The sequence below is a fragment of the Nesterenkonia sp. F genome (genome assembly GCF_000220985.1).
Classification (GTDB): domain Bacteria; phylum Actinomycetota; class Actinomycetes; order Actinomycetales; family Micrococcaceae; genus Nesterenkonia.
This window is the reverse complement of record NZ_AFRW01000016.1, coordinates 19,979-41,042: the sequence shown is the minus strand read 5'-3', so window position 1 is coordinate 41,042 and position 21,064 is coordinate 19,979. Positions and strand designations below refer to the sequence as shown.

At 72.3% G+C, this 21,064-nt stretch carries 18 protein-coding genes; 7 read left to right on the top strand and 11 right to left on the bottom strand.

The features are described from left to right. Nucleotides 1-6: 6 nt before the first annotated feature. The 4 genes from GU5_RS0101800 to GU5_RS0101785 all read right to left on the bottom strand — a co-directional run bounded on the left by GU5_RS0101800 (nt 7) and on the right by GU5_RS0101785 (nt 4,206). Nucleotides 7-1,797 (bottom strand): cytochrome c biogenesis protein ResB, encoded by a 1,791-nt coding sequence (locus GU5_RS0101800; protein WP_010523872.1) that lies wholly within the window; start codon nt 1,795-1,797, stop codon nt 7-9. After that, nucleotides 1,797-2,552: a cytochrome c biogenesis CcdA family protein gene (locus tag GU5_RS0101795; protein ID WP_010523871.1), complete on the bottom strand. Its 756-nt coding sequence runs from the start codon at nt 2,550-2,552 to the stop codon at nt 1,797-1,799. The genes GU5_RS0101800 and GU5_RS0101795 overlap by 1 nt, the downstream gene beginning before the upstream one ends. Then, nucleotides 2,549-3,148: a TlpA disulfide reductase family protein gene (locus tag GU5_RS0101790; protein ID WP_029513929.1), complete on the bottom strand. Its 600-nt coding sequence runs from the start codon at nt 3,146-3,148 to the stop codon at nt 2,549-2,551. The genes GU5_RS0101795 and GU5_RS0101790 overlap by 4 nt, the downstream gene beginning before the upstream one ends. A gap of 350 nt (nt 3,149-3,498) precedes the next feature. After that, nucleotides 3,499-4,206, bottom strand: coding sequence for a histidine phosphatase family protein (locus GU5_RS0101785; protein WP_010523869.1), 708 nt, complete (start codon nt 4,204-4,206; stop codon nt 3,499-3,501). A gap of 371 nt (nt 4,207-4,577) precedes the next feature. Between GU5_RS0101785 and GU5_RS16165 the strand changes: the two genes are divergently transcribed. Next, complete coding sequence (locus tag GU5_RS16165; protein ID WP_010523868.1) at nt 4,578-5,462, top strand: pilus (MSHA type) biogenesis protein MshL; 885 nt, start codon at nt 4,578-4,580, stop codon at nt 5,460-5,462. Between the two features lie 135 nt (nt 5,463-5,597). On the opposite strand, the gene GU5_RS0101775 is transcribed toward GU5_RS16165, so the two are convergent. Beyond that, nucleotides 5,598-6,044 (bottom strand): hypothetical protein, encoded by a 447-nt coding sequence (locus tag GU5_RS0101775; protein WP_010523867.1) that lies wholly within the window; start codon nt 6,042-6,044, stop codon nt 5,598-5,600. 104 nt (nt 6,045-6,148) lie between these two features. Here GU5_RS0101775 and purN point away from each other — a divergent pair, with 104 nt between their 5' ends. Continuing rightward, a complete protein-coding gene (purN, locus tag GU5_RS0101770) occupies nt 6,149-6,730 on the top strand; it encodes a phosphoribosylglycinamide formyltransferase (RefSeq protein WP_010523866.1) in 582 nt (193 codons plus the stop codon). A 76-nt stretch (nt 6,731-6,806) separates the two neighbouring features. Then, on the top strand, nt 6,807-7,718 hold the full coding sequence (locus tag GU5_RS0101765) for a DUF4031 domain-containing protein (RefSeq protein WP_010523865.1): 912 nt from the start codon (nt 6,807-6,809) through the stop codon (nt 7,716-7,718). 51 nt (nt 7,719-7,769) lie between these two features. Here GU5_RS0101765 and GU5_RS13495 read toward each other — a convergent pair whose 3' ends face one another. Both GU5_RS13495 and GU5_RS0101755 read right to left on the bottom strand, forming a co-directional pair. Then, nucleotides 7,770-9,293 carry a DUF6350 family protein gene (locus GU5_RS13495; RefSeq protein ID WP_010523864.1) on the bottom strand — a complete coding sequence of 508 codons (1,524 nt, stop codon included), beginning with the start codon at nt 9,291-9,293 and terminating at the stop codon, nt 7,770-7,772. Between the two features lie 113 nt (nt 9,294-9,406). Beyond that, nucleotides 9,407-10,165, bottom strand: a complete 759-nt coding sequence (locus GU5_RS0101755) for a TSUP family transporter (RefSeq protein ID WP_010523863.1) — start codon at nt 10,163-10,165, stop codon at nt 9,407-9,409. A 199-nt stretch (nt 10,166-10,364) separates the two neighbouring features. Here GU5_RS0101755 and GU5_RS0101750 point away from each other — a divergent pair, with 199 nt between their 5' ends. Next, nucleotides 10,365-11,624, top strand: coding sequence for a glycosyltransferase (locus GU5_RS0101750; protein ID WP_010523862.1), 1,260 nt, complete (start codon nt 10,365-10,367; stop codon nt 11,622-11,624). Nucleotides 11,625-11,668: 44 nt separating this feature from the next. On the opposite strand, the gene GU5_RS0101745 is transcribed toward GU5_RS0101750, so the two are convergent. Continuing rightward, complete coding sequence (locus tag GU5_RS0101745; protein ID WP_010523861.1) at nt 11,669-12,835, bottom strand: App1 family protein; 1,167 nt, start codon at nt 12,833-12,835, stop codon at nt 11,669-11,671. Nucleotides 12,836-13,015: 180 nt separating this feature from the next. On the opposite strand from GU5_RS0101745, the gene GU5_RS0101740 reads away from it, so the two are divergent. The 3 genes from GU5_RS0101740 to GU5_RS0101730 all read left to right on the top strand — a co-directional run bounded on the left by GU5_RS0101740 (nt 13,016) and on the right by GU5_RS0101730 (nt 15,969). Beyond that, a complete protein-coding gene (locus GU5_RS0101740) occupies nt 13,016-13,948 on the top strand; it encodes an inositol monophosphatase family protein (protein ID WP_010523860.1) in 933 nt (310 codons plus the stop codon). 158 nt (nt 13,949-14,106) lie between these two features. Then, nucleotides 14,107-15,228, top strand: a complete 1,122-nt coding sequence (locus tag GU5_RS0101735) for a VIT1/CCC1 transporter family protein (protein ID WP_010523859.1) — start codon at nt 14,107-14,109, stop codon at nt 15,226-15,228. An 81-nt stretch (nt 15,229-15,309) separates the two neighbouring features. Beyond that, a complete protein-coding gene (locus tag GU5_RS0101730; RefSeq protein ID WP_010523858.1) occupies nt 15,310-15,969 on the top strand; it encodes a hypothetical protein in 660 nt (219 codons plus the stop codon). Nucleotides 15,970-16,073: 104 nt separating this feature from the next. Here GU5_RS0101730 and sucD read toward each other — a convergent pair whose 3' ends face one another. The 3 genes from sucD to GU5_RS0101715 all read right to left on the bottom strand — a co-directional run bounded on the left by sucD (nt 16,074) and on the right by GU5_RS0101715 (nt 20,912). Next, nucleotides 16,074-16,985, bottom strand: coding sequence for a succinate--CoA ligase subunit alpha (gene sucD / locus GU5_RS0101725; RefSeq protein WP_010523857.1), 912 nt, complete (start codon nt 16,983-16,985; stop codon nt 16,074-16,076). A gap of 16 nt (nt 16,986-17,001) precedes the next feature. Continuing rightward, nucleotides 17,002-18,168, bottom strand: a complete 1,167-nt coding sequence (gene sucC / locus GU5_RS0101720) for an ADP-forming succinate--CoA ligase subunit beta (protein WP_010523856.1) — start codon at nt 18,166-18,168, stop codon at nt 17,002-17,004. 161 nt (nt 18,169-18,329) lie between these two features. Continuing rightward, nucleotides 18,330-20,912: a UvrD-helicase domain-containing protein gene (locus GU5_RS0101715; protein ID WP_010523855.1), complete on the bottom strand. Its 2,583-nt coding sequence runs from the start codon at nt 20,910-20,912 to the stop codon at nt 18,330-18,332. Between the last annotated feature and the right edge of the window lie 152 nt (nt 20,913-21,064).

Here is a 21,064-nt window from a genome sequence, read left to right as displayed (position 1 = left end):
ACCTCGTCACTTCTCTCGTCGGGACGCGCCGCGGCCGCGTCGGCCGGGCCCGTCCTGCTCGTCGGTCGGCGTCTCGTCCTGCGCCGCGTCGGGCGCGCGCACCGGCCACTGCTTCTCGAATCGGGACCGCAGCGCGATGGTCTCCTCGCGCAGGCGGAAGTCCTCGCCGCGGGCCAGCAGCCCGTAGGAGACCAGCGTGCGGCCGGCGTCGTTCGTCGTCGCCGTCACCCACGCGCGACGCCGGCGCAGGAACAGCGAGAGGATCAGCCCGGCCAGCGCGGCCAGCGCGAAGATCAGCACGCCGGTCTTGCCCGGGTTGTAGTGGATGTCGATGCCGATGTAATTCGTCACGCCGTCGAAGCTGATCGACCCCAGCCCGTCGGGCAGCTCGGCGGTCTCGCCGACGCCGAGCGACAGGCCCCCGGACTCGGAGGTCCGGGAGTTCAGCTCGGTCAGCCCCTCGGTGTCGAGCACGTAGACGTTCTGCGGCTCGCCGGAGTCCAGCCCCAGGTCGCCGGCGTAGGAGTTCAGCTGCAGCTGCGGATTCTGCAGCGCCGGGTCCACCGAGATCGCCGCGCCGGAATCGCCCTCCTGGGCGGTGGGCAGCAGCAGTCCGACGAAGCTCAGCTGCTCCGGGCGGGCGTCGGGGGCCTTGATCACCACTGTGGAGGTGTAGACCGAGTCCTGCGCCCGCGCCACCACCGGCCCGGAGTAGGCGACGTCGCCGGCGCCGTCGCGGACGGTGATCTCCGGGGCGTAGCCGTTGCCGACCAGGAAGACCCGCGCGCCGCCGAAGGTCAGCGGGTGGTTGACCTTCAGCTCGTGCTCCTCCGGCTCGGCGCCGGGCTCGTCGCGGACGGTGACGTCGGCGGTGAAGTCCAGCGGCTGGCCGTAGTGGCTGGGATTCTGCCGGTCGAAGATCCGCTCGAAGTTGTCCAGGGTCACCGAGAACGGCTCCATCTGCGACTCGTCGAAGGCGGTGCCGGGCACGAAGTTGTCGTAGGAGACCAGCGCGTTGACGAAGCTCTCCCCCTCGGTGACGATCTTCTGCCCGCTGTAGCTGAACATCGAGCCGGCGGCCACGCAGATCAGCACCCCGACCAGCGAGACGTGGAAGAGCAGGTTGCCGATCTCGCGCAGATAGCCCTTCTCGGCTCCCACCGAGGCGGGCACCTCGCGGCCGCGGGCGTCGGTGCTCGCCGCACGGACGTCGACGCGGTAGCGCCGCCCCTTGAGGATCCGCGCCGCCTCCCGGACCGCCTGCTCGGGGGCCGGGCCGCCGTCGTCGAGCTCCACGGCGCCGTGCTCGGGCAGCCGCTCCAGCCGGCGCGGAGTCCGCGGCGGCGGGGAGGTCATCTGCTGCAGATGCTTCTTCGCCCGCGGGATGATGCAGCCCACCAGCGAGGTGAACAGCAGCAGGTAGATCGCCGAGAACCAGAACGAGGAGTAGACGTCGAAGACCTGCAGCGAGTCCAGGATCGGCCCGGCCGTCGGATGGTCGTCGAGCCAGCGCTCGACGGCGGCCTGCCCCTGCACGCGCTGCGGGAACAGCGAACCGGGCACTGCGGCGACGGCGAGCAGGAGCAGCAGCATCAGAGCGGTGCGCATGCTGGTCAGCTGGGTCCAGGCCCAGCGCAGCATGCCGACCGGCCCCAGCGCGGGCACGGCGACGTCGCCGCGGCGCCGGCCGGAGGCGGATGCGCCGGGGCCGCCGTCGGCACCGCCGTCGGCGGTGGACGTGGCCTCGGTCAGCGCGTCCTCGCGCGCGTTGTCACGGTGGGCGGACGGCTGGGTCATCAGATGGGCAACCTCACCTCGTTGGCGAACCAGTCCTGCAGAGCATAGACCCACAGGTTCCACACGCCGGTCAGCATGAGCACGCCGATGAGGATCAGCATGCCGCCGCCGGCGCGGGCGACGACGACGCGATGCCGTCGGAAGAAGTCCACGGCCCGCATGCCGCGAGTCAGCCCCATGCTGATGAGGATGAACGGGATGCCCAGGCCCAGGCAGTAGACGAAGACCAGCAGCGCGCCGCGGGCGGGATCGCCGCCGACGGGGGTCGACATCGCCAGCACCGCCGCCAGCGTGGGGCCGATGCACGGTGCCCAGCCCAGCCCGAAGGTCGCGCCCAGCAGCGGGGCGCCGAGCAGCCCGTCGGGCGGGCGGCGCTCGATGCGCCGCTCGCGCTGCAGCGGGGAGAAGACCCCCATGAAGACCAGGCCCATGAGCACCACGACGGCGCCGAGGGCCTGGGTCAGCCAGCCGCCCTCGACCCGCAGCCACACGGTGGCCTGGGAGAACAGGAAGCCGACGAGCAGGAAGACCACGGAGAAGCCGAGCACGAAGAGCACGGCCCCGAGCACCAGACGGGCGCGCCGACGGTCCTGCAGCTGCACTCCGGAGAGTCCGGTGACGTAGCCGAGCCAGCCGGGCACCAGCGGCAGCACGCAGGGCGAGAGGAAGGAGACGAGACCGGCGAGCAGGGCCACCGGCAGGGAGAGCAGCAGCGAGCCGTCGGTGACGATCTCGGCGAAGGGGTTGCCGCTCATGCCTCCGCGCGCTCCTCGAGCGCAGTGGAGATCAGCTCGTCGAGGATGTTCGGCTCGGCGGCGCCGAGGATGCGGGCGGCCACCCGGCCCTCGGAGTCCAGGACCAGCGTGGTCGGCACCGCCGACGGCGGCACGTAGTCGGTCATCGCGAGCATGACCTCGCCGTCGCGGTCCTCGAAGGAGGGGTACTCGATGCCGAAGTTCCGCTCGAAGGCCGCCGCGGTGCTCTTCGAGTCCCGCGTGTTGACCCCGTAGAACTGCACGCCCTGGTCAGCGTGCTGCGCGTGGAGCTCGGCCAGGTCCGGGGCCTCCAGCCGGCAGGGGGCGCAGGCGGCGTACCAGAAGTTCAGCACGACGACGTCGCCGCGCCAGTCGGCGGGGCCGGCGGTCTCGCCGGAGAAGGTCTCGGACTCGAAGGAGACCGGCTCGCCGCGCTCGGCGGGGGCGAACTCCTGCACCGAGCCGTCGCCGGCGACGTAGTTCTTGCCGTCGTCGCCGGCCTGCTGGGCGAGCCCGTCGTCGTCGGCGCCGCAGGCGCTCAGCGCCAGCAGTCCGGCGAGCAGCCCGGCTCCGCCGAGCACGGCGCGACGACCCATCGTCCGTCGCGCGGCGCCGCCCTGCGGGGCGGGTTCGTGCGGCGAAGCCTGCGAAGGTGTCATGGAGCGTTCCTCGGGAGAGCGGGGCTGCAGTGCGGGGCGCCGGCAGGCGGTCACCCACGTCGACGGCGCCGACGTGGGACGGAGCCGCGGGCCGGCTCCGCCGGCACAATTCTACAGCGCGTAGTAGGGCCGGCCGACCGACGGCGTCCTCGTGTGACCGACGGCGCGCACAGCACACCGTCGCGCGGCGCCGTCGCCGGACCGTACCAGGGGAAGCTCGGTACGGCCTGACCACCTGCTCACCGGCCGCTCACCAGACGATCACCAGCCGCCGTCGGGCGTCGACCTCAGGCTCCGGGCAGCGCCGTCGCGTCCTTGAGCAGCTCGCGGTTCGGCTCCTCATAGCTGACCGCCTCGACGCCCTCGGGGCCGATGTGCAGCGAGGTGATCGAGGTCAGCGAGCACTCGCGGGTGCGCGGGTCGTGCCACAGCCGACGATCCTCGGCCCACAGCCGGGTGACCCAGATGGGCAGCTGGTGGGAGACGACGACGACCTCCGCGCCGTCGCCGTGCTCGGCGACCGCCTGGTCGGAGAGGTCCTTCACCGCGGCGAGCACGCGAGTGACCTGCTGGGTGTAGGGCTCGCCCCAGGACGGCCGCAGCGGGTTGACCAGCAGCGGCCAGCGGCGCGGGCTGCGCAGGTGCCGCCGCACGTTCGACAGCCCCTCGAAGGCGTTCTCCGCCTCCAGCACACGGTCCTCGCCCACGGTCTCGAGACCCAGCCGCTCGGCGATCGGCGCGGCGGTCTGCTGGGCGCGCAGCAGCGGCGAGGCCGCCAGCAGATGCACCGGCCGCCCCGCGTCGGCGCGGCGGCCGAAGTGATCGGCGACGCCGTCGGCCATGCGGCGACCCAGCGCGGAGAGCCCGTAGCCGGGCAGCCGTCCGTAGAGGACCTTCTCGGGGTTCTCGACCTCGCCGTGGCGGACCAGGTGGACGGTGGCCGAGGTCGGCCGTGGGACGGCGCCGCCCGGGACGGGGATGCTCGATGATGCCATGGGCACCAGTCTGGCAGACGGCATCTGTCTGCGCGGATCGCCGGACGATAGGCTGAGCGCCGAGATCAGAGACCGTTCCCACCGGCATGAGGAGGACCGGAGCCATGACCAGCTCTCCGGACGAGCACGACCAGCAGACGTACCGGCAGTCGACATCCGGACAGCCGGCGTACGGACAGCGGTACGACCGCCCCTCCGGAGAATCCCCGTCGCAGCAGGGGTGGGCGCAGCCAAGCTGGACCCAGCAAGATCAGGACCAGCAGAGCTGGCACCAGCAGGCGCAGTCGCCCCAGCACGCGCGGCACTGGGCACAGGCTCAGTATCAGGATCCGTCTCAGGATCCGTCTCAGGGTCCGCCTCAGGGACAGCCGATGACCACCCAGCAGTCGTCCGACCAGCAGGGACCGGCGCGCGGATCCCGGCCGATCACGCTGGTGCTCAGCATGATCCTGCAGCTGGTGGCCGGCACGCTGCTGCTGATCGGCGGCGTCGTCGTCGCGATGAACCTCTTCTCCGCGAACCCGGCGACCCTCGTCGGCGACCTGGGGTACCCCTACACCGAGATGCCCTATGACGAACGTGCCAGCATGCTCACGGCCGTCGGCGTCCTCGCCCTCTTCGGCGCAGTGGCCTTCGCCGCCCCGTACTATGCGCTGGCCTTCTTCGGCACGATGGGCTCGCAGGTCGGACGCATCCTCGCCACGATCTACCTGGCTCTCAGCCTCGCCTCGCTGATCTTCACCCCGTGGAACCTGCTGCTGGTGGTCGCGCCCAGCATCGCCGCACTGGTGCTGCTGTGGGTGCCGCAGAGCACCGAATACGTGCGCCGGGTGCGGGCCGAGAAGGCTCCCGCCGCGGCGGCCGGGGCCTACCCGGTGCAGGCCTATCCGCAGCAGACGTGGCAGCAGCCCGCAGCACCGCAGGCCTGGCAGCAGGGCTACAGCCAGCCCTACGGCCAGCAGGGATACCACGCGCCGTCCGGCCAGCAGAGCTACGCCCAGCCCTATGGCCAGCCCTATGGCCAGCAGGGATACTCCCAGCCCTACGGCCAGCAGCCGCACGAGCCGCCGTATGGCCAGCCGTCCGGCCAGCAGCCTCAGGTCCAGCCGGGCTACGGACAGTCGACCTCCGTTCAGCAGGACGCCCCGCCGCAGCACGGATCGCCGGACCCCGCGTCCCCGCGCCCCGATTCGACCGATCCGTCCCGCCCGTCCGATGAAGACCCGCAGAACCCTGGGGACGACGCGCCCCGCTGAGCGGACAGAGCCCACAGCCGGAGCCGCGACGACGAGCAGGGGCCGCGCCGTGAGTCCACGGTGCGGCCCCTGCTCGTTGTGACGGACTCGACCCTCGGCCCCGTCCTGACGGGCCCGGCGCATCTCAGGAGGAGATCAGGGAGACATCCCCGGGATCGTGGAGAGCATGTCCTCCTCGTAGTCGCTCAGACACTGGTCGCTGGACCGCTGGGTCAACGACTCGGCGCGGCACTCGTCGTAGGTCGCCGTCGCCTCCCAGAAGATCGCCTGCGCGGCGCCGGTGAGCCCGAACAGCCCGCAGCAGAGGATCGCGACCACGGAGCTGAGGCGGATCATCGCCGGAAGGCGATGCCGGATGGCCGCCACCAGCAGGACGATTCCGCCGACGACGCCGGCGAGTCCGGCGATCGGCGTGATCAGCCGCCACGGCAGGGGCACCTGGAGTCCGATGTAGGCCAGCACCAGTGCCAGCACCAGCCAGCCGGTGGATCGTGACCAACGACGCAGGACCTCCGGGTCCGTCTCGACGGGACGACTCTCCTGGGACCCCGGCCCGGAGCCGTTCGGCGGTGCAGTGCTCATGGCACACCAGCCTACGCGTCGCGCCGTCGTCGGCTCATCCGGGACAGGCCCCGAACCGCCGGTCGACGCGCGGTCATCGGAAACGGACCAGTAGGCTGGCCTCCATGCGCATCGTGGTCCTGGTCTCCGGCTCGGGGACGAATCTGCAGTCGCTGATCGACGCCGGCGACGCCGGCGAGCTGCCCGTGGAGATCTCCGCCGTCGGCTCCGACGTGCCCGACTGCGGCGGCCTCGCCCGCGCCGAGGAGGCGGGGCTGACGACCTTCTCCGTCCCGCTGGCCCGCGGCGACGACCGCGAGGGCTGGAACGCCGCGCTGCGCGACGCCGTCGTCGCCCACGCTCCGGATCTGGTGGTCTCCGCCGGGTTCATGCGCATCCTGGGGCCGACGTTCCTCGACGGCGTCGACGCGCCGATCATCAACACGCATCCGGCGCTGCTGCCGTCCTTCCCCGGCGCCCACGCCGTCCGCGACGCGCTGGCGCACGGCGTGCGCGTCACCGGCTGCACTGTGCACCTGGTCGACGCCGGCGTGGACACCGGCCCGATCATCGCCCAGGAGCCGGTGCGCATCCTCGACGGCGACGACGAGCAGACCCTGCATGAACGGATCAAGCGCGTCGAGCGGCGTCTGCTGATCGACACCCTGGCCGAGCTCGCCGCCGGCCGACGGCCGCCGACCAGCTGATCGGCCCCTCCGGCGCCCGGCCCGACCGCCCCGGCCTCCTATCTCGCACCCGCCTGCCCCGGACTTCGACGAACCCATGACGATCTACATCGACCCGCCCGCCTGGCCCGCCCACGGGACGCTGTTCTCCCACCTGATCTCCGACGTCTCGCTCGACGAGCTGCACGCAGCCGCCGAGCGGGCCGGGATCAGCCCCCGCGCCTTCGACCGCGACCACTACGACGTGCCCGCGCATCGGCACGACGCCCTCGTCGCCCACGGGGCCGTGCCGGTCCCCGGGTCGCAGCTGGTGCGCCTCCTCGCGCGCAGCGGGCTGCGCGTGCGCAGCATCGAACGGCCGGAGAAGGTCCGCGGCCGACTCGCCCTGGCCTGGGAGCGACTGCTGCCCGCGGCGCCGGACCTCGGCGAGGAGCTGCTGGACCGCTGGGCCGAGCCGCATCGGCACTATCACTCCCCCACCCACCTGGCTGCGGTCCTGGCCGCCGTCGCGCGCCTGCAGCGGGCCGGCGAGCTGGACGCCGCCCCGGACGGCGACGCGGCCGCCCGAACGGTGCGGCTGGCCGTCTGGTTCCACGACGCCGTCTATGAGGGGGCGGGCGCCGCCGGGGAGGACGAGGAGGCCTCCGCCGTCCTGGCCGAGGAACGGCTGGCACCGCTGCTGGACGCCGCCGAGGTCGCCGAGGTCGCCCGGCTCGTGCGACTGACCGCCTCGCACGATCCGGAGGACGGCGACGTCGCCGGGGCGGTGCTCGTCGACGCCGATCTGGAGGTGCTCGGCCGCGTGCCGACGGCCTATGCCCGCTACGCCGAGCAGGTGCGGCGCGACGTCGACCACGTGTCCGACGACGCCTTCCGGCGCGGACGGGCGGCGGTGCTGCATCGACTGCTGGACCGGCCCCGGCTGTACCGCACGGCGAGCGGGCGCGAACTCTGGGAGGAGTCCGCCCGGCGGAACCTCCGGGAGGAGCTGCAGCGGCTGGAGGGGTGAGTCGGAGCGCGGCCGAGCTGGAAGGCTGGAGGATCCGGGCGCGCGAGAACGTCAGCGACCGTCGTCGCTGCCGAAGCTCTCGTCGTCTCCGTCGCGGTCCGCGCGCTTCGTCGCACGCCGATCCTGCTTCTTCGCGCGCTTCGCCTCCCGCCGGGCGACCTGCTTCTCGATCCGCCGCCGCTCACGCTCCTCATGCTTCTCCCGCCGAGCATCGCTCCGTCGGGGCGACCGTCGACGACCGGTCGTCGCCCCGGGGGCGAGCCGGTGCAGCAGCGGCGAGATCAGGTAGCCGACCAGCGTGCCGGCCGCGACCCAGGCGGCCACCATCGCCGCGGCGAGCAGCGCCGGCGGGCCGATCTCGGTCATCCGCCCGACGCCCAGCGACAGGCGGGAGAGCCACAGCGGCCCGAGCAGGATCAGCCCGGCGGTCAGTCCGGTCAGCACCGCCAGCACCAGCGAGGACAGCATCAGCGAGGCCGGCCGCCAGTCGATCCGCAGCGCGAACCAGTCGTCCAGGTGGTTCTCGCCCTCGCGCATCAGCCACCAGCCGGCGGCGACCCCGGCGAGCACCACCAGCGCCGGGGCGATCATCGACAGCGCGGAGGAGCCGGTCGGCAGTGCGCCGAGCATCGGCACCGCCGGCAGGCTGGCGACGTCGACGGCGTGCGGGGCCACCTGGGTGCCGGCGCCGACGGAGAAGCCCGCCCCGGCGGCGTAGGAGAGCGTCCACAGCACCAGGTTCGGCAGCAGGCCCAGATGCACCAGGGTCAGTCCGATCACACCCAGCACCCCGGGGTCGAGCTCCTGGTAGATGTTGGCCACGTCCATCCAGTGCCGGACGACCTGGACGGCCAGCAGCAGCGCCGAGAGCCCGACGGCGGCGACCACCGCCAGCGTGCCGGCTCGCACCACGGCCCAGAGGTAGGAGCCGGCCCAGCGCAGCTTCTGCGAGAACGCCGCGACCCGGGCCTCCAGGTCGACGCCGACCAGTCGCGCCCAGGACTGCGCCTCGGAGTATCCCCCGGCCAGCGACCCGATGCCCATCACCAGAGCCGCGAAGGCCGCGGCGAGACCGGGCCGCACGCCGAACGCGGCGTCGTCGGCCAGCACCGCGATGCCGGCGCCGCCGACCGCGTAGCCGACGACCAGGGTGATCATCCCCTGCCAGAGCTGGCGCGTCCACGCGCCGCGGGCCACCCGTGCCCCGGCGCGCCAGGCCAGCGCCAGGGGCACTGCAGTCAGGCCCATGGGCAGCAGATGGAACCATCCGCCGGCGGAGGCCTCCAGACCGCCGCCGAGCGCGCCGGCCTCGAGGCTCAGCACCACCGGAGTGCCGTGGAGCACCAGCCAGATGCGGGCGGCGAGCGTGGCCAGCGACTCGACGTCGACGGCGGAGAGCCCGCCGGCCAGCCCGATGGCCAGCACCGGCACCGCGACCGTCAGGGCGCCGGCGAGCAGGACCTGGACGGCCTCGATCAGGCCGAGAAGCCACAGCGGGGGCGGCGGGAGGCGGAGGGTGCGCGTGCGCCGACCGGCGTCGCCGGCGGAGGTCGGGTCCACGTCGGTGCGGGTCATCGTCCCCATCGTGCCAGGCCGCCGACCCCGCCTGCGGGCGGACAGACCGGCGTTCACCGAACTCCCAGGATGGCGGCGCCGCCGCCGGGGTCCGGCGGGCCTCCTGTCCGACGTCAGGCGAGCATCAGCTGCACGCCGGTGACCAGCGCGAGGACCGAGCCCAGCGAAGCCAGCAGCACCACGAAGCGGCGCACCGACTGCTCGCGCACCCGGCGCTGGATGCGTTCGCCGGCCAGGATGCCGGCGACGATCGCGACGGCCGCGCCGCCCCAGCCCCAGAGCGGCATGTCGGGCAGCTGACCGTCGTCCAGGGAGAGCTTGATCAGGAAGGAGCACAGCGAGAGCAGGATCCACACCGGCTGCAGCGTGGCGACCATCTCGCGCACCTGCCAGCGGGAGAGCACCGCGTAGATGGTCACCGCCGGGCCGCCGACGCCGCCGAGGACGGTGCCGACGCCGGAGCCGACGCCGGTGACGGCCTGGGCGGCGCGCCCTTCGCCGTCGACGCGGGTGGCCACGCGGCTGAGCACCACCGAGCTGGCCAGCCCGAGCAGCACCAGCGCGGCGACGAGGACGTAGAGCGGGCCGGCCGGAGAGTTCACCGAGACCCAGGCCGAGGGAGCCATGGCCAGCACCGCGGGCACGCTGATCCAGAGGACCTTGTCCCAGCGGATGGAACGCCAGACACGCGGCAGCACCAGGACCGGGGCGAGGATGCTGATGAAGTTGACCAGCATCACACCCTCATGAGCCCCGAGCAGGACGACCATGAAAGGAGCCATGATCATCCCGAAGCCCATCCCGGCGATCCGCTGCACTGTGGCCGCCAGCAGGACGAACCCCACGATGCCGGCCGTCAGTGCGATGTCCAATGCTCCGCCTCCTGTGCTGATGATCCGCCGCGCGCCCGACGTGACGCGCGTCATGTGCGCCCTCGCGGCGATCTCCGCCGCAGACGCACTGGACGACTCTACGCGGAGAGCGCCGGGCTTCGCACTGTTCCTCTCGGGTTCATCGAGTCCTCACGCGACGGTCCGACGCCGGTGACATCCCCGCGCCAAGCTGGGGATCGTGAAGGTCGTCGTGGTCGCTGAATCATTCCTTCCGCACATGAACGGCGTGACGAACTCCGTGCTTCATGTGCTGGCCCACCTGCGCCGCCGCGGAGACGAGGCGGTGGTCGTCGCCCCGGGCAGCTCGCTGCTGGTCCCGCCGACCTCCGACGCGGTCGAGCGCAGCGAGGAGCAGGTCGAGGGCTTCCCGGTGGTCCGGGTGCCCTCGCTGCCCTTTCCCGACTACCCCACAGTGCGCGTGGCGGCGGGGTTCGTGATGCGGATCCGTCAGCTGCTGGACCGGATCGGGCCCGACGTCGTCCACGTGGCCTCGCCCTTCGTGCTCGGCTGGCGCGCGATCCAGGCCGCCCGCGATCTCGGCCTGCCGACCGTCTCGGTCTACCAGACCGAGGTGCCCACCTACGCCTCGCGCTATCGCCTGCCCTGGGCCGAGGAGCTGCTCTGGCAGCACGTCGACCGCATGCACCGGGCGTCGACGCTGACGCTGGTGCCCTCCTCGTTCTGCAAGCAGCAGCTGCGCGACCGCGGCATCCGTCGGCTGAAGACCTGGCGCCGCGGCGTCGACGGCGAGAGATTCTCCCCGACCCGCCGCGACGAGTCCCTGCGCGCCGAGATCGCCCCGCACGGCGAGCGGCTGGTCGGCTTCGTCGGCCGGCTCGCCGCGGAGAAGCAGATCGAGGACCTGGAGGCGATCGACGCGCTGGACGGCGCACGCCTGGTGATCATCGGCTCCGGCCCGCAGGAGCTTCAGCTGCGCCGGCGACTGCCCGATGCGCACTTCGCCGGATTCCAGAGCGGCGACGACCTCGGCCGCCACGTGGCCAGCCTGGACGTCTTCGTCCACCCGGGCGCCTCGGAGACCTTCTGCCAGACCATCCAGGAGGCCATGGCCGCGGCCGTGCCGGTGGTCGCCGTCGGACGCGGCGGTCCGCTGGACCTGGTCGACGGCGGCCGCACCGGATGGCTGTACCGCCCCGGCGACCTGGACGGGATGCGCTCGGCGGTCGAGCACCTGGTCGGCGACGCCGCCGCTCGGGACCGCTTCGGCGCCGCGGCCCACGAGACGGTGTCCGAGCGCTCCTGGGAGGCGGTCTGCAACCAGCTGATCGGCCACTACGCCCGAGCCGTCGAGGCCAACGAGAAGCTGCGGCGGCTGCACGCGAAGTCCTTCCTCCACCAGCAGAGCCGGTTCACCGGACTGTTCGCCGACCTCGGCGACTGGGAGTCCTTCGGCGACCAGTTCCTGCCGCGCCGCTGAACGCCGCCGAGCGCCGCAGGGAGCGGTCCTGCCGAGGAGTGAGCCTAGCCGAGCAGGCCGTGGCGCTGCAGCTTGGCGACGATGTCCTTGCCGTCTGGCCCGTAGATCCACGGGATGCGGTGGCCGCCGACCCGTTGGACTCCGGCGAGCTCGGCCGATCCGCCGACCCCGCCGGCGACTCGCGCTGCGTCCTCGCGCTCGTCGACGCCGGCGAGCAGCGATCCGGCGTCCGGGTCGCTGGCACGGCCGCCGGCCAGCATCGCCTCGGAGTAGGTCAGCTGCCGGATGATCACCGCACGGACGTTCTGCGGGTGACGGCGGGCGAAGTCGGCGTAGATGGCCGGGTCGTGCTGGCCGTCGTCGCCGATGAGCAGCCAGGACATCTCCGGGAAGTCCACCGCCAGACGCTCGAGCTCGGCGACCTTGTGCTCGGCCCCGGAGCGGAACCAGCGGTCGTCGGTGGGCCCCCAGTCGGTCAGCAGCAGCGGTCCGCGCGGATACAGATTGCGCGTCAGGAAGCGGGTCAGCGTCTGGGCGACGTTCCACGCGCCGGTCGAGAGGTAGAGCACCGGCGCCTGCGGGAACCGGCCCATCAGCCGCTCCATCATCACCGCGATGCCCGGCGTCGGGGTGCGCGCGTGCTCGTCGAGGACGAAGGAGTTCCAGGCGGCCAGCAGCGGACGCGGCAGGCGGGTGACCACCACGGTGTCGTCGACGTCGCAGACCACCCCGGTGCGTGCGGCGTCGGAGATGATGCGCACGTCGGCGGCGGCCGGCTGGGCGCCGTCGGCCTGCAGGGTGACCCGCCGCCAGCCGGGCTCGAGCTCGACGGCGATGACCGCGTCGACGATCCCGCCGCGGTCGGCGACGACGTCGAAGGTCCGTCCGCCGGCGGTGATGGTGACCTCGGCGAAGGGCACCGGTGCGGAGATGAAGTTGCGCCAGCCGCGGAAGCCGTCGGCGATGAGCTTGGTGACGCGGCGGCCGTTGACGAAGTGCGAGTCCGGGGCCATGACGACTCGCGAGAAGACCCGGACCCAGTGCTGGGTGCCGTAGCCGACCATGGAGAGCACGGTGACGTCCTGCCGTCGGCGCCGGGCGAGGCGCAGCCGGAGCTGATGCCAGCGGTCCTCGGTCTTCATCGCTCGGTTGCGCGCGGCGTCCGCGTAGTGACGACCTGCCGCCGCCGCATCCTGTGCCACCTCAGTCACGGGACCATCCTGCCACGGAGACGGCCGTCGCCGGGTCGTTCGGACACCGCGGCATCGAGTGGGCGATATGTCGAGGTTTCGGCGCCGATCTCGGCGGAGAACCTCGACACATCGCCCACTCGATGCGGGCCGGCGCCCATGGCCCGCGCCTCACCGGCCGACGTCTCGTAGGCTGGAGCCGTGACTTCACGCGCCCACGCCGCCGACCGACGGACCGACGCCGCACCCTCGCCCTCCGAGCTGCGCCGCCTCGCGGTCGACGCCGCTCTCGACGCCGGCGCACCGTTGGTGCACGCCTTCCGCTCGCAGATGGACGTGGCGACCAAGTCCAGCAGCCATGACCTGGTCACGGCCTTCGACACCGCGACCGAGGAACGTCTGGTCGCCGCGCTGACGGCCGCCGTGCCGGATTCGCAGTTCACCGGCGAGGAGGGCGGCTCCCACGGCTCCGGCGCCGTGGAGTGGATCATCGACCCGATCGACGGCACCTCCAACTTCGCCCACGGCTTCGCGATGTTCTCGATCTCCATCGCCGCCGCCGTCGACGGCGAGGTGGTCGCCGGCGTGGTCCACGATCCGATCGGCCGACTGACCTTCTCCGCCGACGACTCCGGCGCCTGGCTGCAGGACGGCGACGGCGAGCGCGCGCTGGGCCCCGCCGGCGAGGACGGCGCGCGGCGACGTCCGCGGGCGGAGGAGACGCTGAACCTGGTCACCAGTTACCCCTCGGCCGAGATCGTCGAGTCCGCGGGTCCGGCCGCCCTGCAGACCTTCGGGACGCTGGTGACCACGTACTCGGCCGTCCGCCGGCTGATCTCCGGGGCTCTGGAGCTCTGCCACGCCGCGGCCGGCTGGGCCGACGTCGTCCTCGGTGCGGACACCAGCCCCTGGGACGTGGCCGCCGGGATGCTGATCCTGCGGCGGGCCGGCGGCCGATACCTCGTCGACGGCGGCGCCCCGGGAGCGGCCGACCACCTCGCCCCGCATTACCTCGGGCTGGCTCCGGGGGTGGAGGCCCCGACGGCGCGGCGGGCGCTGGCCGAGATCACCGCCCGGGGCGGCGAGCTCCCCGGCGAGCACGTCGGGCGGCCTGCGGGCGAGCACACAGTTTAGGCATCACTGAACCCTGCGCCGTCGTCGCGCTCGAGCGACGACTCCGGGCGCCGCCGTTCCTCCCGACGGGGACGCGACGTCGCATGAGGCATGCCTGAACCTCGTCACAGGAGGAGCTCGGCCTCCCGCGGCGCCGGCCGCGACGGAAGAATCGAGTCGTGACCTCCGACGACGCCTCCGCGCCGCAGCAGCCCGCCGCCGATCCGACGCCGCGCCAGATCCGCCGCTGGCGGAAGTACCTGGCCGACGAGATCGCCGAGGGGAAGCTCTACACCGACCTCGCGTCCCGCAAGTCCGGCGAGGAGCGGCAGATCCTGCTCGGGCTGGCCCGTGCCGAGGAGCGCCATCAGTCACACTGGCGCGAGCTGCTGGGCGAGCACGCCGAGCGGCTGCCGTCGCCGTCGGCGCACCGGGTGCTGCTGAGCTGGCTGGCGCGGATCTTCGGCTCGGTGTTCATCCTGGCGCTGGCCCAGCGGGCCGAGAGCGACTCCCCCTACGCCCGCGACGACGACGCCACCGCCGGCATGGCCGCCGACGAGGTCGTCCATGAGGAGGTCGTCCGCGCGCTGGCCACCCGCGGCAGGGAGAAGCTCTCCGGCGGCTTCCGCGCGGCGGTCTTCGGAGCCAACGACGGGCTGGTCTCCAATCTGGCGCTCATCATGGGCATGGGCGGAACCGGAGTCTCCTCCTCGGTGGTGCTGCTGACCGGCATCGCCGGCCTGCTGGCCGGTGCGCTGTCCATGGCCGCCGGCGAGTTCGTCTCCGTGCGCAGCCAGCGGGAGCTGCTCGACGCCACCCGCCCGACCCAGGCGACGCTGCGCGCGGCCCCGGATCTGGACATGGACCAGAACGAGCTGGTGCTGGTCTACCGGGCGCGCGGGATGAGCCGCGAGGACGCCGAGCACCGGGCCATGGAGCGGCTCGGGCTCTTCGACTGCGACTGCGACCCGTCGCTGTCCCACCATCCGCAGGAGGACGTCGAGCAGGACGAGCACGACGTCGTCGGCGGCGCCTGGACGGCGGCGCTGTCCAGCTTCGGCTGCTTCGCCGCCGGGGCGCTGATCCCGGTGCTGCCCTATCTGCTGGGGCTGACCGCGACGGCCGCCGTCGTCGTCTCGCTGACCCTGGTGGGCCTGGCGCTGCTGTGCACCGGCGCGCTGGTCGGCCTGCTCTCCGGGGCCTCGCCGCTGTCCCGCGGGCTGCGCCAGCTGCTCATCGGCTTCGGCGCCGCCGGGGTGACCTACCTGCTCGGCACGCTGCTCGGTGTGAACGTGGCCTGAAGGCCGCCCTCCGCACAGCTCCGCCGCTGCGAACCGCCGACGCCGTGGCGACCCATCACGTCCTGCCCATAGGCTGTGCGCGTGGATCAGAGCAGGGACGACCGTCAGCACGCCGCGCAGGCACGCGAGGAGCAGTGGGAGCGCCGGCTGGCGGTCCCGGTGCTCGTCGCCGCCCTCGCCTCGGTCCCGGCGGTCTTCCTCACCCTGTTCGACCAGCCGTACGCGACGGCCGGCACGGTGATCAACTGGATCGCCGGCGGAGTGCTCATCGCCGAGACCGTGGTGCTCTTCGCCGTCTCCGGCGACAAGATCGACTGGGTCCGTCGCCACAAGTGGCTGGTGGCGCTGACCGTCGCTGTGGTCGTCGCCGTCGTCTTCGCCGTCGGTCCCGTCCAGCTGCTGCGGCTGCTGCGGATCGTCGGGGCGCTGCGGATCATCCGCGCAGGACGCATCATCAAGGCCGGCCGCATCCTGCAGGAGCGCATGGGGCTGACCGGCCGGTGGTCCCGCGTGCCCGCAGTGCTGGCCTCGGTGCTCGTGGCGGCCTTCGTCGCCGTCGTGCTCTCCGATCCGACCTCGCAGACGCGCGCGATCATCGAGGGCCTCATCGGCCGGACCGGCGGCACCACCGCGGCGCTGATCGCGGGGATCGTGCTGGCGGGGGCCACCTTCGTGGTGATGCGCCGGCGGAACGAGGACCAGGATGACGACGCGGACGACGCCGGCGACGACGACGCCTGACCACCCCGGACGCGGAAGAGCCCGCCGCCGACGCGCAGTCGGAGGCGGGCTCTTCGACGAACGGCCGGAACAGCTTCCGACCGCCCCGGCTCAGGAGATCAGCGTCAGCCGATGACCTCGCGCAGCAGGTCCGCGGTCGCGGACGGGGTCTTGCCGACCTTCACGCCCGCGGCCTCCAGGGCCTCCTTCTTCGCGTCGGCCGTGCCGGAGGAGCCGGAGACGATGGCGCCGGCGTGGCCCATGGTCTTGCCCTCCGGGGCGGTGAAGCCGGCGACGTAGCCGACGACCGGCTTGGAGACGTGGTCCTTGATGTACTCGGCCGCCCGCTCCTCGGCGTCGCCGCCGATCTCGCCGATCATCACGATGGCCTTGGTCTCCGGGTCGTTCTCGAAGGCCTCCAGCGCGTCGATGTGCGTGGTGCCGATGACCGGGTCGCCGCCGATGCCGATGGAGGTGGAGAACCCGATGTCCCGCAGCTCGTACATCATCTGGTAGGTCAGCGTGCCGGACTTCGAGACCAGGCCGATCGGGCCGGCGTCGGTGATCGAGGCCGGGGTGATGCCCGCCAGCGCCTCGCCGGGGGTGATGATGCCCGGGCAGTTCGGGCCGATGATCCGGGTCACCGGCTTGCCGTCGGCGTCGGTCCTGGCCAGCGAGAGGTTGTAGAACTCCGCGGCGTCCTGCACCGGGATGCCCTCGGTGATGACCACCAGCAGGCCGATGCCGGCCTCGATGGCCTCTTCGGCCGCGGCCTTGGCGAACTTCGGCGGCACGAAGGCAACCGAGACGTCCGCGCCGGTCTCGGCCATGGCCTCGGAGACCGAGCCGAAGACGGGCAGCTCGACGTCGACGCCGTCCTTGTCCTGGTGCGCCACCGTGGTGCCGGCCTTGCGGGCGTTGACGCCGCCGACGATGTTCGTCCCGGCCTTCAGCATCAGGCGGGTGTGCTTGGTGCCCTCACCGCCGGTGATGCCCTGGACGATGACCTTGGAGTCCTTGTTCAGGTAGATAGACATTCTCGAGTCCCAGTCCTTACTTGTTCGCCAGCTCGGCGGCCTTGTCGGCGCCTGCGTCCATGGTGTCGGCGGTGGTGACCAGCGGGTGGTCCGCCTCGGCGAGGATGCGCCGGCCCTCCTCGACGTTGTTGCCGTCGAGGCGGACGACCAGCGGCTTGGTCGCCGCGTCGCCCAGGATCTCCAGAGCCTTCACGATGCCGGCGGCCACCTGGTCGCAGGAGGTGATGCCGCCGAAGACGTTGACGAAGACCGACTCGACCTGGTCGTCGCCCAGGATGACGTCGAGGCCGTTGGCCATGACCTCGGCCGAGGCGCCGCCGCCGATGTCCAGGAAGTTCGCCGGCTTCACGCCGCCGTGGTCCTCGCCGGCGTAGGCGACGACGTCGAGGGTGGACATGACCAGCCCGGCGCCGTTGCCGATGATGCCGACCTGACCGTCGAGCTTGACGTAGTTGAGGTCGTTGGCCTTGGCCTTGGCCTCCAGCGGGTCCTCGGCCTGCTCGTCGACGAGCTCGGCGTGCCCGGGCTGGCGGAAGTCCGCGTTGTCATCGGTGGAGACCTTGCCGTCGAGGGCGATGATCGTGCCCTCGGCGGTCTTGACCAGCGGGTTGACCTCCACCAGGGTGGCGTCCTCCTTCTGGAAGGTGGTCCACAGCTGCTGGAACACCTCGGCCAGGGCGGGGACCTCGTCGGCGTCGAAGCCGGCCTGCTCGGCGATCTCGGCGGCCTTGGCGGCGTCGATCCCGTCGTTGGGATCGAAGTTCACCCGAGCCAGCTTCTCCGGGGACTCCACGGCGAGCTGCTCGATCTCGACGCCGCCCTCCTTGGAGCACATGGCGAGGTAGTCGCGGTTCGCACGGTCCAGAAGGATCGAGAAGTAGTACTCCTCGGCGATCTCGGCGCCGGCGGCGATCAGCAGCCGGTGGACGGTGTGGCCCTTGATGTCCATGCCGAGGATGGCCTGCGCATGCTCGTAGGCCTCGTCGGGGCTCTTGGCGAGCTTCACGCCGCCGGCCTTGCCGCGGCCTCCGACCTTCACCTGAGCCTTCACGACGACGATGCCGCCGCCGATCTCTTCGGCCGCCGCCTTCGCCTCTTCCGGGGTGTGCGCCACGATGCCGGGCAGCACGGGAACTCCGTGTGCCTCGAACAGATCGCGCGCCTGGTACTCATACAGGTCCACGGGTGGTGTCCTTCTGCGTCGAAGTCGTTTCTGACATCCTCAGCGCGGCCGAGACGACGAGACGCCCCGGGAGGCTGAGCGGCACACGCCGCCCCGCAGAGCCGTGGAAGGGTCCGGGCGCAGCGTCGAGCCGGGGAAGGCGACGCGGCCGATCGATCGGCTCAGTCTGCCTTCTCCAGGGGAGCATATCGCAGGAGGAGGCGCTTCTCGGATCCTGCGAAGCTGACCTTCGCCACGCTCTTGTCGCCGGACCCCTCGACGGCGAGGACCTCGCCGACGCCGAACTTCCGGTGCGAGACCCGGTCACCGGGCTTCAGGTCGGGCACCGCCCGGTCCGGATCGACCTGGCGTCGCGGTCCGGAGGAGCCGGATCCGGGCAGCGCAGATGACGTCTTGGTGCTGTCGGGCGCACCGTAGGCCGTCGGCCCCCCGCCGCCGGGACGGCCGGATCCGCGTGCGGAGCCGCCGAAGCCGCCGGAGAGCGAGCCGAAGCCGGGAGAGGCGTGCAGCGGTGAGGCCCCGGAGCCGCCGACGCCCCCGACCTCCAGCAGATCCTCGGGGATCTCGCCGAGGAACTGGCTCGGCGGGTTGTACTGCTGCTGGCCCCACAGATGCCGCGACTCCGCCCGCGAGAGGTAGAGCCGCTGACGCGCCCGGGTGAGCCCGACGTAGGCCAGCCGACGCTCCTCGGCGAGCTGCTCGGGATCCGTCATCGTCCGCGCATGCGGGAAGATCCCGTGCTCCATGCCGGTGAGGAAGACCACGGGGAACTCCAGGCCCTTCGCAGTGTGCAGCGTCATCAGCGTCACCTGGCCCTGTTCGGCGGCCAGCTGCTCGGACTCGGCGTCGCCGGCGGAGGGGATCTGGTCGGCGTCGGCGACCAGCGAGACCTGCTCGAGGAAGCCGCCCAGCGTGGCCGCCGGTGCGGGCTCCGCGGCCTCGCCGTCGGCGTCGCCGGCCGCGCCCGGCTGCGGGGCCGGGCCCTGGCCGGCCTCGTACTCCTTGATCATGGCCACCAGCTCGCCCAGGTTGTCCGCCCGCGACTCGTCCTGCAGATCCTTCGACTGGCGCAGCGCCTCCATCATGCCGGTCTGCTCGAGCACCGCCTCCAGCACCACCGAGGGCTTCTCCTCCTCGGCCAGCGCGGCGAGGTCGTCCATCATCCGCACGAAGGAGGTCACCGCCTTCACCGAGCGGGTCGCCATGCCCGGCGCCTCGTCGGCCCGGCGCAGCGCCTCGAAGAAGGTGGTCCGGTCGCGCTGGGCCAGCGCCGCGACCGCCCCCTCGGCGCGATCGCCGATGCCGCGCTTGGGCTCGTTGAGGATGCGCCGCAGGTTGACGTCGTCGTCGGGATTGTTCAGCACGTGGAGATAGGCCAGCGCATCCTTGATCTCCTTGCGGTCGTAGAACCGCGTGCCGCCGACGACCCGATACGGGATGCCGCGGCCGACCAGCCGCTCCTCCAGCGAGCGCGACTGGGCGTTGGTGCGGTAGAAGACGGCGACGTCGGCCGGACGGACGCCTTCGCGGTCCCCGAGCTCGTCGATGGTCCGGGCGATCCAGTCGGCCTCGTCGGACTCCGAGGCGGCCGCGTGCAGCCGGATGATCTCGCCGGAGCCCTCCTCGGTCCAGAGCTTCTTCTCGGTGCGCCCCGGGTTCTGCGAGATCACCGCGTTGGCGGCGTCGAGGATGGTCTGCGTCGAGCGGTAGTTCTGCTCGAGCTTGATCGTGGTGGCATCCGGGTAGTCGCGCCCGAACTCGACGATGTTCCGGATGTCGGCGCCGCGGAAGGCGTAGATCGACTGGTCGGAGTCGCCGACGACGGTCACCTCCGCGCCCGGGGTCTGCAGCCCGGCGTCGGCGTCGGGCGCGCCGGTGAGCTGGCGGACCAGCCGGTACTGGGCGTGGTTGGTGTCCTGGTACTCGTCGACCAGCACGTGGCGGAAGCGCCGCCGGTAGGTGTCCAGGATGGCCGGGAACGCGTCGAACATGTGGACGGTCTCGGCCAGCAGGTCGTCGAAGTCGTAGGCGTTGGCCGCCCGCAGCCGCTGGGTGTACTCGCGGTAGACGGTGGCCACCGCCTCGGAGAACGGCTCGTTCGCCGCCGTGCTGCTGAACTCGTCGGCGTCGACGAGCTCGTTCTTCAGCGAGGAGATCTTGTTCTTGATCGCCCGTGGGGCGAAGCGCTTGGGATCCAGGTCGTGCAGCTTGGCGATCGTGGTGATCAGCCGCAGCGAGTCGGCGGCGTCGTAGATGGTGAAGGTCGACTTCCGCCCCAGATGGGGAGCCTCGTTGCGCAGGATGCGCACGCAGGAGGAGTGGAACGTGGAGACCCACATGCGCTCGGCCGCGGGGCCCACCAGCTGGGCGATGCGGTCCTTCATCTCCCGGGCGGCCTTATTGGTGAAGGTGATCGCCAGGATCTGATGCGGCCGGGCGGCGCCGGACTGCAGCAGGTGCGCGATGCGCCGGGTCAGCACGCTGGTCTTTCCCGAGCCGGCGCCGGCGACGATCAGCAGCGGCGAGCCGGTGTGCAGCACGGCCTCGCGCTGCGGCGGGTTGAGCCCGGCCACGGCGTCGACGGCCTCGCCCGACGGCGCGGCGGCCGGGGCCCGGTGCAGCACGGCCGCGCCGCCGTCGTCGGCGGTCTCGGACGCGGCGTCCGGGGACTGCCCGGCGGCGCGGCGCCCGGCGGTGCGGGCGTTCTCGGCAGGGTCCGACGGCGGGGTGAAGAGAAACTCCATGATCGTCCCAGTCTACGGATCGGCGACGACGCGCGCCGCCCGCGGCCAGAGGTGTGCAGGAGCCCGCGACGGGCGGCCGGCGGCGCACTCTGGAAGAATCGACGACGACGGGGCCGACCACGGCCCGGTTCGACGACGGACCGACCACACGG

Coding starts and splice junctions, on each gene's coding strand:
- GU5_RS16165 (WP_010523868.1), top strand. CDS start 4,578: ATGACCACCCAGCAGTCGTCCGACCAGCAGGGACCGGCGCGCGGATCC.
- GU5_RS0101790 (WP_029513929.1), bottom strand. CDS start 3,148: ATGGGTCGTCGCGCCGTGCTCGGCGGAGCCGGGCTGCTCGCCGGACTG.
- GU5_RS0101800 (WP_010523872.1), bottom strand. CDS start 1,797: ATGACCCAGCCGTCCGCCCACCGTGACAACGCGCGCGAGGACGCGCTG.
- GU5_RS13495 (WP_010523864.1), bottom strand. CDS start 9,293: ATGACCCGCACCGACGTGGACCCGACCTCCGCCGGCGACGCCGGTCGG.
- GU5_RS0101715 (WP_010523855.1), bottom strand. CDS start 20,912: ATGGAGTTTCTCTTCACCCCGCCGTCGGACCCTGCCGAGAACGCCCGC.
- purN (WP_010523866.1), top strand. CDS start 6,149: ATGCGCATCGTGGTCCTGGTCTCCGGCTCGGGGACGAATCTGCAGTCG.
- GU5_RS0101765 (WP_010523865.1), top strand. CDS start 6,807: ATGACGATCTACATCGACCCGCCCGCCTGGCCCGCCCACGGGACGCTG.
- sucD (WP_010523857.1), bottom strand. CDS start 16,985: ATGTCTATCTACCTGAACAAGGACTCCAAGGTCATCGTCCAGGGCATC.
- GU5_RS0101785 (WP_010523869.1), bottom strand. CDS start 4,206: ATGGCATCATCGAGCATCCCCGTCCCGGGCGGCGCCGTCCCACGGCCG.
- GU5_RS0101795 (WP_010523871.1), bottom strand. CDS start 2,552: ATGAGCGGCAACCCCTTCGCCGAGATCGTCACCGACGGCTCGCTGCTG.
- GU5_RS0101775 (WP_010523867.1), bottom strand. CDS start 6,044: ATGAGCACTGCACCGCCGAACGGCTCCGGGCCGGGGTCCCAGGAGAGT.